Source organism: Amycolatopsis sp. NPDC003676, from assembly GCF_053587275.1.
In genome coordinates, this window is sequence record NZ_JBSFNS010000038.1 from 1 (window position 1) to 14944 (window position 14944).

General features: G+C 70.0%; 15 protein-coding genes. 4 read left to right on the forward strand and 11 right to left on the reverse strand.

Annotated features, from left to right (window positions below):
- Positions 1-68 precede the first annotated feature (68 nt).
- Both ACWDNU_RS22470 and ACWDNU_RS22475 read right to left on the reverse strand, forming a co-directional pair.
- A complete protein-coding gene (locus tag ACWDNU_RS22470; protein WP_449670339.1) occupies positions 69-611 on the reverse strand; it encodes an N-acetyltransferase family protein in 543 nt (180 codons plus the stop codon).
- A 41-nt stretch (positions 612-652) separates the two neighbouring features.
- Positions 653-2215, reverse strand: a complete 1563-nt coding sequence (locus ACWDNU_RS22475; RefSeq protein ID WP_449670340.1) for a deoxyguanosinetriphosphate triphosphohydrolase family protein — start codon at positions 2213-2215, stop codon at positions 653-655.
- 38 nt (positions 2216-2253) lie between these two features.
- Between ACWDNU_RS22475 and ACWDNU_RS22480 the strand changes: the two genes are divergently transcribed.
- Together ACWDNU_RS22480 and ACWDNU_RS22485 are read left to right on the forward strand one after the other, a co-directional pair.
- Complete coding sequence (locus tag ACWDNU_RS22480) at positions 2254-3360, forward strand: lycopene cyclase family protein (RefSeq protein ID WP_449670341.1); 1107 nt, start codon at positions 2254-2256, stop codon at positions 3358-3360.
- A 144-nt stretch (positions 3361-3504) separates the two neighbouring features.
- Positions 3505-5184: an EAL domain-containing protein gene (locus ACWDNU_RS22485; RefSeq protein ID WP_449670342.1), complete on the forward strand. Its 1680-nt coding sequence runs from the start codon at positions 3505-3507 to the stop codon at positions 5182-5184.
- On the opposite strand, the gene ACWDNU_RS22490 is transcribed toward ACWDNU_RS22485, so the two are convergent.
- Positions 5168-5815, reverse strand: coding sequence for a response regulator (locus ACWDNU_RS22490; protein WP_370938707.1), 648 nt, complete (start codon positions 5813-5815; stop codon positions 5168-5170). The genes ACWDNU_RS22485 and ACWDNU_RS22490 overlap by 17 nt on opposite strands.
- Positions 5812-7011 carry a sensor histidine kinase gene (locus ACWDNU_RS22495; protein ID WP_449670343.1) on the reverse strand — a complete coding sequence of 400 codons (1200 nt, stop codon included), beginning with the start codon at positions 7009-7011 and terminating at the stop codon, positions 5812-5814. The genes ACWDNU_RS22490 and ACWDNU_RS22495 overlap by 4 nt, the downstream gene beginning before the upstream one ends.
- Before the next feature lie 83 nt (positions 7012-7094).
- On the opposite strand from ACWDNU_RS22495, the gene ACWDNU_RS22500 reads away from it, so the two are divergent.
- Positions 7095-7820 carry a class I SAM-dependent methyltransferase gene (locus ACWDNU_RS22500; RefSeq protein WP_449670344.1) on the forward strand — a complete coding sequence of 242 codons (726 nt, stop codon included), beginning with the start codon at positions 7095-7097 and terminating at the stop codon, positions 7818-7820.
- Positions 7821-7961: 141 nt separating this feature from the next.
- On the opposite strand, the gene ACWDNU_RS22505 is transcribed toward ACWDNU_RS22500, so the two are convergent.
- A complete protein-coding gene (locus ACWDNU_RS22505) occupies positions 7962-8504 on the reverse strand; it encodes a snapalysin family zinc-dependent metalloprotease (protein WP_370938710.1) in 543 nt (180 codons plus the stop codon).
- 171 nt (positions 8505-8675) lie between these two features.
- Here ACWDNU_RS22505 and ACWDNU_RS22510 point away from each other — a divergent pair, with 171 nt between their 5' ends.
- The gene (locus ACWDNU_RS22510; protein ID WP_449670345.1) at positions 8676-10607 is read left to right on the forward strand and encodes an AarF/UbiB family protein; all 1932 of its coding nucleotides are present in this window, start codon (positions 8676-8678) and stop codon (positions 10605-10607) included.
- On the opposite strand, the gene lepB (ACWDNU_RS22515) is transcribed toward ACWDNU_RS22510, so the two are convergent.
- From lepB (ACWDNU_RS22515) to ACWDNU_RS22540, 6 genes are all read right to left on the reverse strand, one after another.
- Positions 10522-11292, reverse strand: a complete 771-nt coding sequence (gene lepB / locus ACWDNU_RS22515; protein WP_449670346.1) for a signal peptidase I — start codon at positions 11290-11292, stop codon at positions 10522-10524. The two genes, ACWDNU_RS22510 and lepB (ACWDNU_RS22515), sit on opposite strands and share 86 nt — an antisense overlap.
- 31 nt (positions 11293-11323) lie before the next feature.
- Complete coding sequence (gene lepB / locus ACWDNU_RS22520; RefSeq protein ID WP_449670347.1) at positions 11324-12199, reverse strand: signal peptidase I; 876 nt, start codon at positions 12197-12199, stop codon at positions 11324-11326.
- Positions 12200-12228: 29 nt separating this feature from the next.
- Positions 12229-12654 carry a hypothetical protein gene (locus ACWDNU_RS22525; RefSeq protein ID WP_449670348.1) on the reverse strand — a complete coding sequence of 142 codons (426 nt, stop codon included), beginning with the start codon at positions 12652-12654 and terminating at the stop codon, positions 12229-12231.
- A gap of 127 nt (positions 12655-12781) precedes the next feature.
- On the reverse strand, positions 12782-13180 hold the full coding sequence (locus tag ACWDNU_RS22530; RefSeq protein ID WP_037814682.1) for a metal-sulfur cluster assembly factor: 399 nt from the start codon (positions 13178-13180) through the stop codon (positions 12782-12784).
- The gene (gene sufU, locus ACWDNU_RS22535; protein ID WP_037814681.1) at positions 13177-13626 is read right to left on the reverse strand and encodes a Fe-S cluster assembly sulfur transfer protein SufU; all 450 of its coding nucleotides are present in this window, start codon (positions 13624-13626) and stop codon (positions 13177-13179) included. Before sufU ends, ACWDNU_RS22530 begins: the two co-directional genes overlap by 4 nt.
- Positions 13623-14924 (reverse strand): cysteine desulfurase, encoded by a 1302-nt coding sequence (locus ACWDNU_RS22540; protein WP_449670349.1) that lies wholly within the window; start codon positions 14922-14924, stop codon positions 13623-13625. The genes sufU and ACWDNU_RS22540 overlap by 4 nt, the downstream gene beginning before the upstream one ends.
- Between the last annotated feature and the right edge of the window lie 20 nt (positions 14925-14944).

Below are 14944 nucleotides of genomic sequence, written 5' to 3' on the forward strand. Positions count from 1 at the left end.
TACGTGAGGGGAACCCTGAGGGAATCAGATTCCCTCAGGGTTCCCCTCACGTACGGCGCTGAAGTCCTTTATGGACACTCAACCGCGGGAGCCGCGCCCGCCTTGCTCCTGCTGCCCGCGCACAACTCCAGCCACATGATGCGCAACCCGACCCGCCCCTCCACCGGATGCTGAAACGCTCCCGGCGCGACCCCCAACGTCACAAACCCCAAACTCTCGTACAACCGAATCGCGTGCACATTAGTCTCCACCACCGCATTGAACTGAACCGCCGCGAACCCGGCCCGCCGCGCCCACGTGATCAGGTCGACCACCAAAGCCCGCCCCACGCCGGAGCCGCGCGCATCCCGGGACACCATCAAGCTCCCCGAAGCGACATGGCTGCCCGGGCCTGGCCGGTTCGCGTACATGTTCGCCGTGCCCAGCACCCGATTCCCGTCCACAGCGACCACCACCCGTGCCGGGGCGGGCACCAGCCACCGTTGACGGGCGTCCGGTTCGCTCATCGCCGGGTCGTAGGGAAAGGTCTGCTGCTCGGTCACTACATCCCGGATGATCGGCCAAATCCCCGGCCAATCGTCGGCACCAGCGTCCCGGATCGCAAAAGGCATCTGCCTACCGTGCTCATCAGACACCCGTAACCGCAACCTATTTACAGCACAAAGGAATCCGACCAAGGCTGACTCGACCGCCCCGACAGCGCGTCCAGCAGCGTCACTGCCTGCTTGTCCGTCAGCGAAGCCACGAAGTCCACCACCGCCCGGCCGCGAGCCAGCCCGCGCACCGCGTCCGCGCCTTCGATTCGCTCGCCGGTCGCGCCGACGAGCAGTTCCGGTGCGGTTCGGGCCAAGTCCGAGTATTCGCCGTGGGCCAGTTCCAGCAGGTCGTGCAGCCGACGGGGCAACCGGGAGGCCTCGTCGCGGTCCAGGAGCCAGGCGTCCAGCGCGTCCACCAACGTCGTGACCAGGCTGGCCTGGCCGCGCTGGTGCAGGGCGAGATCTGGGCGCAGCAACACAAATCGCCGGTGGACGAACTTCAGGACCTGCACCTCGTGCCACTGCGCGGGCCGCAGCGAGACATGCCCGGACCGCGTCGGGGGCGACGACAGGACGAAAACTCCGTCCACCAGCCGCGCCATCCAGTTCGCCGAGAACGCGGCGGTCGCTTGTTCGGCTTCGGTCGAGCCGTCGAACCCGTCGGCGAGCAGGCCGTCGACCAGTTCGCGTTGGACTCGCGCGACGGCCGCGGCGAAGGCGTCGTCGTCTACGATCCAGCTGTCTTTCAGGTGCATTCGGCGGCGCATCCGCTCCAGGGAACGGCCTGGGCGGCGGATTTCCGCGGTCAGCCGGGCATCGTCCAAAGAGGCCAGCTCGACGGCGTGCGCCAGCCACTCCCCCAGTTCCGCAGCGACGGGCGCGTGCTGCAGGACGCCGATGCGGTGGAAATCCTGCAGGTCGTGGATCGCGTACGCGATGTCGTCGGCAGTGTCCATAACGGACGCTTCCACCGTCTGCTGCCACGGCTCGATCCGCCCGGCGAACGGGGCGCGCGCCTGCTCGAAGTCGTCCAATTCCGTGACATAGGCGGAAAACTTGCTCGCGCCGGTGCCGGGCGCATCGTCGGGTTCGGCAGCACCGCGAGGCTGCGACGGCATTTCGGTCGGATGCGGAAGCGGGTAATGCAGCCGGGCCCACGGGTACTTCAGGACCGCGGCGCGGACGGCGGTCGTCAGGTCCAAGCCGATGGCGGACGGGCCGCGCACGTCCGTCGTCGTGATGATGCGGAACGACTGCGCGTTGCCCTCGAAACCGTCGGCGAGGCCGAACCGGTGCCGCGCGATCCGGTCCAGGGTCTGCTCGCCGAGATGCCCGAACGGCGGGTGCCCGAGGTCGTGCGCGAGCGCGGCGGCCTCGCACGCGTCCGGGTCGCAGCCGCCGAGTTTCGCGGCCAGTTCGGCCGACTCGCTCGACCCGGTGATCCGCTCCGCGATCCCGCGCGCGACCTGCGCGACCTTCAGGCTGTGCGTCAGCCGGTTGTGCAGCAGCCCGGCCCCGCCGGCGCTGACCACCTGGGTGACCCCGCCGAGCCGCGCGAAGAACGGCGACGCGGTGATCCGGTCGCGGTCGACGCGGAACGGGCTGGTCGCCAGATCGGTGAACCCGCCTGCCCCGTTCGCCGGGTCGCGGCGCGCTGCCCTCGGATCGGTCTCGTCCATGTGTCCCACCGTATCCGCCCGTCCGGCAGGATTGCGGGATGACCGACGTGCTGGTGGCGGGCGGCGGCCCGGCCGGACGGGCGCTGGCGGCCGCGTGCGCCCGGCGCGGGCTGGAAACGGCCGTGCTCGACCCGGATCCGCACCGAAAGTGGCCGAACACTTACGGACTGTGGGCGGACGAAGTGCCTGAGCTGCCGGGCAAAGCCGTCGCGGCGGCTCCGGCGGCGACGCTCGCGTTCGGCACCCGCGAGCACCGCGTCGATCGCGCGTACTGGGTGCTCGACAACGCCGGTCTGCGCGAGTGGCTCACTGAGCCGAAGGTCCAGGTCATCCCTGGCAAGGTGACCAGTGCGGAACATGGTCCGCACGGTTCGACGGTCCTGCTCGCGGACGGTCGACGGATGGCGGCGGCGGTGTTCGTCGACGCGTCCGGCGCGCCCAAGCTGCGTGCCCCGCGCGCCGAGCAGACCGCGTACGGGCTCGTGCTGCCCGCAGACCAAGCCGAGCGACTGGTTCCGGCCGACACCGCGGTGTTCATGGACTGGCGCGACGGCACGGACAGCTTCCGTTACCTGCTGCCTCTCGGCGACGGCTCCGTACTGGTCGAGGAGACGTCCCTGGCCCGCAAGCCCGGGCTCCCGGTGCCCGAACTGGCCCAGCGGCTGCACACCCGGCTCAAAGCGGAGGGAATCCGTCCCGCAGGGCGGGTCGAGCGGGTGCGGATCGTGCTCGACGTCCCGCTGCCGAAGCGCGGCCAGGCGGTGCCGTTCGGGGTCGCGGGCGGGCTTGTGCACCCGGCGACCGGCTACAGCCTCGCGACCGCGTTGCAGCTCGCGCCTCGCGTCGCGGATGCTCTCGCGGACTCGTTCGACGCGGGTCCAGCGGCAGCGGCTCGCGCGGCCCGGAAGGCATTGTGGCCGGCCGATGCGCGCGCGGTGCATGCCTTGCGCCGCCACGGACTCCGTGCATTGTGCGGAATGTCACCTGCCCAGTCGGCGCAATTTTTCGACCTGTTCTTCGATCTTCCGGTCCCGGCGCAGCGCGCGTTCGCCTCGGGCCGCGCCGACCTTCCCGGCACCGCCGCGACCATGGCAAACCTGTTCCGCACGGCCCCGGCCGGGATCCGCCGGAGGTTGCTCGGCTGACGCGGCGCCGGGAATTTTCCCGCTCCCGATCGAGGGAACGCGAAAGCATTTTGTTAGTCCGATCCGGTGGCCAAAGTGCCGCGCTGGTGAACATCAGCTGACAACGGTTTCGCAGCCCCCTTCGGCGATGCCAGTATCGCCTCCGTGACGACGCTGCGAGCGGTCCGATTCGCCTTCCAGCCGATGTACAGCCTGCACACCGGCGGGGTCGTCGCGTACGAAGCGCTGGCCCGGCCGGGCCGGGGCACGGCGCACGAACTGCTCGCCGAGGCCCGCCGCGCGGGCAAGCTCACCGAGGTCGACCTCGGGCTGGCCGCCGCGGCGGTGCGCCAGGAAGCCGAGCGGCCCAGCGCGCTCCCGCTCCATCTCAACCTTTCCGCGCGCACGCTCGCGTCGCCGATGGAGGCGTTCGACGAGCTGATCGCCGAGCTCGGCGCGGCCGGACGGCGCACCCGCGACGTGGTGCTCGAGGTCGGGCCGCCGTTCACGCACCTGCCCACCGGCCGCCTGCTCGACGGCATGCGCGCGCTCACCGAACAGGGCTTCCGGCTCGCGCTCGACGGGCTCGGCCGCGGCGACCTGCCGCTGGCGCTGCTCGCGCAGTCCCCGGTGGACCTGGTGAAACTCGACCGCAGCGTGCTCCGCGGCCTGCCCGGCGATCCGGCGTCGACGGCGGTGGTCGAGGCGCTGCTGCACTTCACGACGCGCACGAACATCCGGCTGGTCGCGACCGGGATCGAGACCGAGTCGCAGCTCGACGCGGCGCAGCACCTCGGCGTCCGGATCGCGCAGGGCAACCTGCTGGCACCGCCCGCCGCGCACCGGTCCGCGCCCGCCACCGGTGCGGTCGTCCCGGAGGACCGGCGCTCGCCAGCGCCGCCGCAGGCCCCGCGCGTCGGCGATTTCCTGCGCCCGGCCACCACGCTGCCGGTCGACGCCACCTGCGACGACGTCCGCGAGGTGCTCGCCGCCGCGGACGCGCCGAGCGGCGTGGTCGGCGTCGATGCGGACAACCGTCCACAGTGGTCAGTCGACCGGACGCGCTTCCTCGTGACCATCACCGGTCCGTACGGACATGCGTTGCACGCGAAGCGTTCTGCGGCAAGGCTTGCGGACAAACCGCACCTGATCGAGGCGGGCGCGAGCGCGCTGGAGTTCCTGGAACTGGTCACCGACGCCGACTGGGGCCGCACCGGCGACGACGTCGTGGTGGTCGACGCGGCCGGGCATTGTCTCGGCGTGGTGCTGGTGACCGAGGTCGTGCGCGGCGTCGCGGAGGCGAAGGTCGAGGAGGCGGTGACGCTCAGCCCGCTCACCCGACTGCCAGGCAGCGAGGCGGCGGCACGCGACGTCGAACGCCGGATCGCGAGCGGCGAACAGTTCGTGGCAGCCTGGCTGGACGTCGACGCCTTCAAGTCCGTCAACGACAATGCCGGTTTCGCCGCAGGTGACGACCTGATCCGCGCCCTGGGTGAGACCCTCACCGACCTCGCCGGACGGCTGCCGCGGATGCGCGTGAGCCACGTCGGCGGGGACGATTTCCTGATCGTGTGCGATGTGGACGAGATCGGCACGGTCGCCGCGGCTTTGCTGGACACGCACTGGTCCGCCGAGGGCATGCCGGTCACGGTGTCGCTGGCCACGCTCGTGTGCGGGAGCGGCACCATTCCGTCCTATCGGGACGCTTCCCGGCTCCTCGCGCCCCTCAAGAAACGCGCCAAAGCCGTTCCCGGATCCAGCTGGGTCCTCAGCCGCCCCGGCAGCGACCGCGTCGAGGTGCTGCGCGGCATCGGCCGGGACGTCGCCATCAGCCGGTCGGCGTGACGAAGCCCGATTCGTAAGCCCGGATCACCGCCTGCGTCCGGTCGCGTGCGCCCAGCTTCGACAGCACGTTCCCGACGTGCGTTTTCACCGTCTGCAGCCCCAGGAACAGCTCCGCGGCAATCTCCCCATTGGACAGTCCGGCCGCCATCAGCCGCAACACGTCGCGCTCGCGTTCGGTCAGGAAATCCAAAGGCACCACCGAAAGCGCCGGAGCACGGCGTGCGGCCATCCCCCGGATCGCGGCCGGGAACAGCAGCGAATCCCCTGCCAGCACCGTCCGGATCCCGGCGACGATTTCCTCCGGACGAGCGCGTTTCAGCAGGAATCCGCTGGCCCCGGCGAGCAGCGCGTCGTACACGTAGTCGTCGTTTTCGAAGGTGGTCACCACGATCACCTTCGGCGGTTCGTCCATAGTGGACAGAAGGTGCTCGGTCGCGCGGATTCCGTCCACCGCGGGCATCCGCACGTCCATCAGAACGACGTCCGGCCGCAGCTGCGCGACCAGCCCGGGCACTTCGGCGCCGTCGGAGGCCTCGCCGACCACGGTCAGGTCCGGTTCGCTGTCCACGATCGCGCGCAGCCCGGCCCGGATCAGCCGTTCGTCGTCCACCAGCAGGACTCGCACACTCACCGGTTCCCCCACGGCACCGTCACCACGACCTCCCAGTTTTCGCCGACCGGTCCCGCCGACAGCTTGCCACCCACCAGTTCCGCCCGTTCCGCCATGCCCCGCAGACCGCGTCCGCCGCGGGCGCGCGACGGGCGGGCCGAGCCGAGCGGGTTCGCGACCGCGGCCCGCAACTGCCCGTCCGCGACCGCCAGCGCGACGGTGACCGGCACCTTTCCGGCGTACCGCACCGCGTTGGTGAGGCATTCCTGCAGGATCCGGTACACCTCGCGGGAAACCACCGCTGGCACTGCGCCAATATCGCCCCGCACCTCGTAGCGGCAATCCGTGCCGGACTGCTGCGTCACGGTGATCAGCGCGGGCAGGTTGGCGAGACCCGCGTGCGGCGTACGGTCGCGGGCTTCGTCGCGGAGCAGGCCGAGCACGTGGTCGAGGTCGTCGAGCGCGGTGCGGGCCGATTCCTCGATCGCAGTGAGCGCTTCCTCGGTGAAGCCGGGATCGGTATGCAACGTCCGCCGCGCGGCACCGGCTTGCAACGTGACCACGGAAAGCGCGTGGCCAACGGAATCGTGGAGTTCGCGCGCGAGCCGGGTGCGTTCCGCGAGCAGATCGGTGCGGCGTTCGAGCTGCGCGATGCGTTCGGCGGCGGACCAGCCGAGCAACCGGGCCGCCGCGCGGCGCAGCAGTCCGCCGACGCCCCACACGACGTAGACCAGCACGACGAACGCCGCCACGAACGCCGCGGGCAGCCACGCCGAAGCCCAGCCGCGCGGAACCGTCAGCCGGAAATCCGGCGTGTCGACAAGCCGACCGGTGAAGACCGCGTTGATCGCGAACCCGAACCCGGCCGGCACCGCGAGCGTCGCGAGTCCGATAACCAGCCCGGACCCGACGTGCAGCACGAACATCACCGCGCACCGCAGCCGTCCGCGTCCGGGCGCGGGCTGGGCGAGCAGTTCCCGCACCGCTGCCGCCTCCAGCACTCGCACCGCGGGCAGGAACGCGGTGGCGGCCAGCACGGCGACCGTCACGACGAATCCGGCCAGGCTCGCCCATCCCACCGTCGTGGCGAACGGCATCAGCGACGGCATCGCGATCATCGCGAGAAGCAGGTACGGCACGCTGAGCGCCGCGCCGAGGATCAAGTACACCCACCGGCGATAGGTGACCCCGCTGACCAGCGGACGGAAGAAACGCACCCGCCAATCCTGACAGGCGGCCGCGGCGGGCGCCTCCCTCCAAGGCGGGACCCCGCTGCCGATTTTCTGGCACTGTGGATCGCATGCCTCCGGAAGAAAGCACCGTGGTCAACGATTACGACCTGCTGGCCGAGAGCTACACCGCCATGTCGGACACCGAAATTCAGAACGCCTACTACGAGCGGCCCGCCGTGCTCGCGCTGGCCGGGGACGTAGCCGGGCGGCGGATTCTCGACGCCGGCTGCGGTGCCGGGCCGCTGACTGTCGCGCTGCGCGAACGCGGCGCGGAGGTGTCCGGATTCGACCTGAGCAGCGGCATGCTCGAGATCGCCCGCCAGCGACTCGGCCCCGATGTGGACCTGCGCGTCGCCGATGTCGCCGAGCCGCTCCCCTACGCGGACAACGCGTTCGACGACGTCGTCGCCTCGCTGGTGCTGCATTACCTGGAGGATTGGGGCCCGACGCTCGGCGAGTTCCACCGCATCCTCAAGCCCGGCGGACGGCTGATCGTGGTGGTCGACCACCCCTTCGCGATCCATATGCTGCAGCGGGAAGCCGGGCAGAAGACGGATTATTCGGCGACTTACGAGTGGACTGAAGACTGGGAGGTCGACGGCCGTACGACGCCGATGAGCTTCTGGAACCGTCCGCTGCACGCGATGACCGACGCGTTCACCGCGGCCGGGTTCCGGATCTCGGTGATCAGCGAGCCGAAACCGGTGCCGGAGGCGGAAAAACTGTTCCCGGAGGACTACCGGATGCTGTGCGTCAGCCCGAGTTTTCTGTTCTTCGTGCTGCACGCGGAGTAGGGGGTCGTGAGTGCTGCGGCCGGTTCTAACCGGCAGCAGCACTCACGAGGTCCGGCGAGGACTTCCCAGCGCGGGCCCGAGTTCGCGGGGGTGTCGTGAGTGTTTATGCCGGTTCTAACCGGCATAAACACTCACGAGTCCTCAGTAGACAGTCGTCGTGACCCGAGTCCCCGCCGCCCGGACCCCGTTGGCCCACAACTGCTGCACCTTCGCCGATTCCTGCGCGTCCGGCTTCGCGTTCGTGCAGGAAGTGCCCGGCCCGTGCCCCGACATCAGCTCCGTGCACGGCCCCTCGTAGTGGTCCGGCAGGCCGAGGTTGTGGCCGAGTTCGTGCGCGGCGATGCGGGTCGGGTCGTAGCCCTCGGCGACCTGGCTCGTGTCCAGGTAGACGTCGCCGTTGCCGTGCCCGTCGGTTTGCGTGTACGAACCTCCGCTGTTGACCTCGTGGATCTTCACCGTCGCCTTGCCCTCGTCCTTCACCAGCTGGACGTCGCTCACCGCGGCGTTCCAGTTCGCCGCGCCCTGGTCGATCTGGGCGACGTAGTCGGGCGCGCCCGCCGAGCTGTAGTAGACGGTGGTCGCCGCGGCGGCGGACGCGGCGGGTGCGGTCGCCAGGCCGAAACCCAGCGGAGCGGCGGTCGCCACGGCCAGTGCGGCGATCCGCCGGAACCCTCGTGCGTGCATCGTGTCCTCCGTACGTCATCGAGAAAGCAAGCAACCCTTGTCCGCTCGACGACGTTAGAAGTTCACCACCGGGGCGACTACGTCCGAAAGTAGGACGCTCCCCCGCGAGAGGGAGGTCCGTCCCGCCCCGGCTGGATCCGCCGACACCGTCGCGATGGTGTGCTTTTCGGCATGCAAACGCTGCTGCTCGGCCTCCTGGCCTACGTCGTCGTGCTGTGGCCGCTCGTCGCCGCGGCCCGCAAAGTGCTCGGCGTGCGCGTCGGTCTCGTCCGGGCGCTCGGCGCGGCGCTCGCGGGCTGGCTCGTCGCGGGCACCGTCATCCGGCTGTTCCCGCTCGCCGTGCTGACCAACGCCGGGGTCGCGATCGGACTGCTGATCCCGCTGGCAGGCAGCGCGCTCGCGGTGACCCTGTTAGTCCTTTTTGCCGCCGAACTCGCGGTCCCGTCCGGTGGGCCGGGCTTGTTCGCCCGGATGCGATCGCTGCGATCCCGCGCGGCCCGCGCCCGTCGCTACTCGCGGATCATGCGCATCGCGATCCGCCACGGTCTCGGTTCGTTCCTCACCGGCCGCCGCACCGCGGGCCCCGACGGCTCCGCGAAACTCGCGCGGTCGCTTCGGCTGGCGCTCGAAGAAGCGGGCGTGACGTTCGTGAAGCTCGGCCAGTTGCTCTCGACCCGCGCGGATCTCCTGCCGCCGGTGTACATCCGCGAACTCAGCCGGCTGCACGATCAGGTCCCGCCCGCGCCCGAAGACGAGGTGCGCGCGTTGCTGCGCGAGGAAATCGACCTCACCGCCTTCGCCCACATCGACGACGAACCCCTTGCCGCGGCGTCGATCGCGCAGGTTTACGGCGCTCGGCTGCGGTCCGGTACCGAGGTCGTCGTGAAGGTGCAGCGGCCCGGGATCCGCGAGCAGGTGGAACGCGACATCGACATCGTCCGCCGCCTCGCCGCCGTGCTGTACGAACGCGCCGGCTGGGCGCGCTCGCTCGGTGTGCTGGAACTGGCCGACGGATTCGCCGAATCCCTTGAGGACGAACTCGATTTCCGCACCGAAGCCTCGAACATCGACGCCATCGCCGCGCATCCGGCCCCCGGCGTCACGCTGCCAACTGTCCACAAAGCACTGTCCACAGAGCGCGTTCTGGTGATGCGACGGCTCGACGGCAAACCGCTCGCCACCGGTTCCGCACATTCCCGCGAGGAACTCGCCCGCACCTTCCTGCGCGGCCTGCTCGACCAGGTTCTGCTCGGCGGGGTGTTCCACGCGGATCCGCACCCCGGCAACGTTTTGCTGCTTGAAGACGGCACCCTCGGCCTGCTCGACTTCGGCTCCGTCGGCCGCCTCGACACCGGCCTGCGCGCCGACCTGCAAGCCCTGCTGCCCGCCATCGACCGAGGCGACCCGGCCGGGGTCCGCGACGGGCTGCTGGAGATCGTCGACCGTCCGGACGACCTCGACGAGCAACGCCTGGAACGCGCGCTGGGAGCCCTGCTCGCCCGGCACTTCGGGCCCGGCCGGAGCGCCGGCCTCGACCTGTTCACCGGACTGTTCCGCGTCATCGCCGAATTCCGGCTGGCCGTACCGCCGCCGATCGCCGCCGTGTTCCGCGCGTTGGCGACAATGGAAGGCACCCTCGCGACGCTGGCCCCGGATTTCGACCTGGTCGCCGAATCCCGCGCGTTCGCCACCGAACGCATCGGCCTGCGCCCGGAAACCCTGCACCGCACCGTCACCGACGAATTCACCGCCCTGCTGCCGGTGCTCCGCCGCCTGCCCCGCCGCGTCGACCGGATCGGCGCGGCACTGGAAGAAGGCAGGCTGTCGGTGAACATGCGGCTGTTCTCCGACGAACGCGACCGCGACCTGGTGACCGGCCTCGTGCACGAGGTGCTGCTGGCGCTGGTCGGCATCGCGACCGGGCTGATGGCCGTGCTGCTGCTGGCAAGTTCGAGCGGCCCGCAGCTGGTGCCCGGGCTGACGCTGAACCACGTGTTCGGCTACAACCTGCTGATGATCAGCGCACTGGCGGGGCTGCGGCTGCTTTTCGTCGTCTTCCGGCGCTCCGGACGACAGTCACGAGCAGCCCGACGAACCCGATGAGGAATACGCCCGCCCCGGCACCGGCGGTAATCCGGCTGGTGATGGGGCCGCGATCCGGCTCGGTCGTACCGGGCAGTCCGGCGTCGGTGAACGCGGTGGTCGCCGGGAATTCCTTGACCCAGAACAGGGTTCCGGTCGCCGCGACAACTCCGTGCACTTGGGACAGCGGCACCGCTCCGGCACCGGGATTGTTGGCGCGCCACCGGGAGTCGTCCGCGATGTCCCGCTGGTCCCCCGCCAGGAACACCGTGCCCTGCGGCACTTTCGCGTAAAAGGTCGTCTGCTCGCCGACCGCGTAAGGTTCGACGATCGACTTGCCGTTCACCTTGATCCGGCGATCGTAGTCGCAGCACTCGACCACATCGCCGCCGACCGCGATCACGCGTTGCAGGAACATCCCGCGCCGCCCGTCGCCGAACGCGCTCGCGTTGAACACGACGACGTCGCCGCGGTGGATCTCCTGGCCTTCGCGCAGCCCGAAGACGATCCGCTCGCCCGCGGCGACGGTGTGTGCCATCCCGCCGCCGGACGCGGTCAGCGAGCGGTAGCTGAACACCTTGAGGAGCCCGGTCGCCGCCAAGACCGCGCCCGCGACCGTGAGCACGACGAAGATCGCGAGCAACCAGGGAAACCGGCGCGGCGCACGCGCGGCCGGAGGCGGAACAGCAGGAAAGCCTTCTGTCACGAGACGATCATCGGAACAATCCCGACAGTCGTTACCCCGCCGGAAGCCACCCCGGCCCAGCAGCCTCCCGGCGCCGTTTCCGGCTCCGGCGCACGCCCGTCACCACCGCGCCCAGGAATCCGGTCAAGAACGCCCCCGCGCCCGATCCGACGAACACCCGCCCCAGGAACGGCCCTTGATCCGCCTCGGGTGCGCCAGACAATCCCGCGGCGGTGAACGCCGTCGTCGGCGGCAGCGTGCGCACCCACCACCGGTTGGCCCCAGTGGCGACGACTACCCCGTACACCTCGGACACCGGCACCGAGCCGCTCATTCCGGTGGCCTCCTCGTTCCGGGAGTCCCAGCTGACATCGCGCCGATCACCGGCCAGGAAGACCGCGTCCTTCGGGACGAGCGCGCGGAACACGGGTCCGTCGCCGTTCGCGTAGGGCTCGTCGACAGACTTGCCGTTCACCACGATCCGGCGCTTCTCGTCGCAGCAGCGCACGTCGTCGCCGCCCACGCCGATCACCCGGCCCAGCAACAGGTAAGCCCGGTTGCCCTGGTGCGCGGGCATGCGCGCCAGCACGACGTCGCCGCGGTGGTAGACCTGCCTGTCCCGCTTGCCGAGCACGAGCGCCGTCCCGGCGGGCACGGCGGGCGCCATCGCGTTCGTCGGCATTCTCGCCAAGCGATAGCTGAACACCGTCACCAGCCCGTACCCGCATCCCGCCACCCCGGCCAGCGCGAGCACTACGAACAGCGCCAGCACGGCCGAGAACCGGCGAGGGGCGCGGGAAACCGGCGGCGGGGCCGGAAAACCGTCGATCACCTCGCGAGGATCGGCGAGCGCCGCGGATCCGTTACGCGGCCCCGGATCCTCCGGGCGGATTGTGCCGCTCTGTCCATAATGGACGGCCAAACTCATCCGCCGCCGTATAGGTCGTTATACGGCGGTCACCCCCTGAGGATCGAATTGAGCGGCCGCCCGACGTCTCCGTACGCGGGCATCAGGCCGGGACTCACCGTGAACGCGACCGTCCCGGCCAGCGCCACCACCACCGTGAGCCCGCCCAGCAGCGCACCTGTGCGGGCCAGGTCGCCGCCCGGCCGTTTCGCTCCGCCGAGCCGCCCCAGCACCACCGCCAGCACCCCGGCCAGCAGCGCCGCGAACCACAGCGCGCCCAGCACCAGGACGAACACCTCGCCCACGAGCGGGTAGACACCGCTCACGAGGAGCCGGGGCCGGACCAGCAGCCAGGCCAGCCAGGTGAGCACCGCGAGCGTGAGGCTCACCGCGGCCACGGACACCGCTCCCACGGCCAGGCCGCGGCTGGGTCTTTCTTCTGCTTCGGACACGGATTCGGAGTCAGGTTCGGTCATTGATCAGTAATAGCACCCGGCCCCGACAGAATCCGGCGTTCCGCCCGGCAGCGCCCGAACGCACCAATCCGGGATACGCCGAAGGCCGCCCCCGGAGAACCGGGAGCGGCCTTCGAAAAAGCGAACCTCAGACCGTGAAACCGAGCGCCCGCAACTGCTCGCGGCCGTCGTCGGTGATCTTCTCCGGGCCCCACGGCGGCATCCAGACCCAGTTGATCCGGAAGTCGTTCACGAGACCGCCGGACGTCAGCGCCGCCGACGTCTGGTCCTCGATCACGTCGGTCAGCGGGCAGGCCGCCGACGTGAGCGTCATGTCGATCGTCGCGGTGTTGTCGGTCTCGACCCGGATGTCGTACACCAGGCCGAGGTCCACGACGTTGATCCCGAGTTCGGGGTCGACGACGTCGCGCATCGCTTCCTCGACGTCCTCGATCTTGGCGATGTCGGCGGGGACGGCGGCGGACTGCTCGGGCAGGTCCGCGGCGGTGCGCCCCTCGCGCGGGTCGGTGGCCGTCTCTTCGCTCATGCCTTCTCAGCTCCTGTGGTGGTGCTGGACACCGCGTCCTTGAACGCCATCCAGCCGAGCAGGGCGCACTTCACGCGCGCCGGGTACTTCGCGACGCCGGCGAACGCGACGCCGTCCTCCAGTACGTCCTCGTCCGGTTCGACCTTGCCCTTGCCCTGCATCAGTTCCACGAACGCGTCCATGGTCGTGAACGCCTCGTCGACCGTGTGCCCGACGACCAGGTCGGTCAGCACCGACGCGGAAGCCTGGCTGATCGAGCAGCCCTGCCCGTCGTAGGACACGTCCTCGACTTTGCCGTCGCTGACCTTCACCCGCAAGGTGATCTCGTCGCCGCAGGTCGGGTTGACCTGGAACGACTCCGCGTCGAACGGATCGCGCAGGCCGCGCCCGTGCGGGTTCTTGTAGTGGTCCAGGATGATCTCCTGGTACATGCTCTCCAGGTTCACTGGTCCACCCCGAAGAACTTCTGCGCCTCGCGGATCCCGGCGACCAGAGCGTCCACTTCGGACAGCGTGTTGTACAGGTAGAAGCTCGCCCGCACGGTCGCGGGCACCGAACAAGCCCGGTGCAGCGGCCACGCGCAGTGGTGTCCCACCCGCACGGCGATGCCGAGGCTGTCGAGCACCTGCCCGGCGTCGTGCGGGTGCACGCCGTCGATCACGAACGCGACAGTCGCGCCGCGGTCCTCCAGATCGGTCGGCCCGACGATGCGCACGCCCGGGATCGCGCTGATGCCCGCGATCGCGGCCGCGGCCAGCTCGTGCTCGTGCGCCGCGATCCGGTCCATCCCGATGGCGGACAGGTAGTCCACCGCCGCGCCGAGGCCGATCGCCTGCGACGTCATCGGCACCCCGGCCTCGAACCGCTGCGGCGGCGCGGCGAACGTGGTGCGCTCCATGGTGACCAGCTCGATCATCGAGCCGCCGGTGAGGAACGGCGGCATCGCTTCGAGCAGTTCGGTCCGGCCGTACAGCACGCCGATCCCCGACGGAGCCAGCATCTTGTGCCCGGAGAACACCGCGAAGTCGACGTCGAGAGAGTGGAAATCGACCGCGAAGTGCGGCACCGACTGGCAGGCGTCGAGGACGGTCAGCGCGCCGACCTCCTTCGCCTTGGCCACCAGCTTGGCCACCGGGTTGACCGTGCCGAGCACGTTGGACTGGTGCGCGAACGCGACCACCTTGGTGCGCGGCGTGATCACACTGTCCATATCGGACAGGTCGAGGCGGCCTTCGGCGGTGACCTTGAACCACTTCAGCGTCGCCCCGGTGCGCTGGCACAACTGCTGCCACGGCACCAGGTTCGCGTGGTGCTCCATCTCGGTGATGACGATTTCGTCGCCTTCGCCGATCCGGAACCGTTCGGACTCCGGACCGGCCGTGGCGGCGTTGCTCATCGCGTACGCCACGAGGTTGATGCCCTCGGTCGCGTTCTTGGTGAACACCAGCTCTTCCGGGTCCGCGCCGACGAATTCCGCGGTCTTGGCGCGCGCGGATTCGTAGGCGTCGGTGGCCTCTTCGGACAGCTGGTGGGCACCGCGGTGCACGGCCGAGTTCGACGTGAACACGTACCGCCGTTCCGCGTCGAGCACCTGCACCGGCCGTTGCGAGGTCGCTCCGGAGTCCAGGTACACCAAGGGTTTCCCGTCGCGCACGGTGCGCGTCAGGATCGGGAAGTCGGCACGCAGTGCCGCCACGTCAAGGGGAACAGAGTTGGTCGGGCTGTTCGAAGCCGTGGTGGTCATCGAGCCAACTCCTCTCTCTC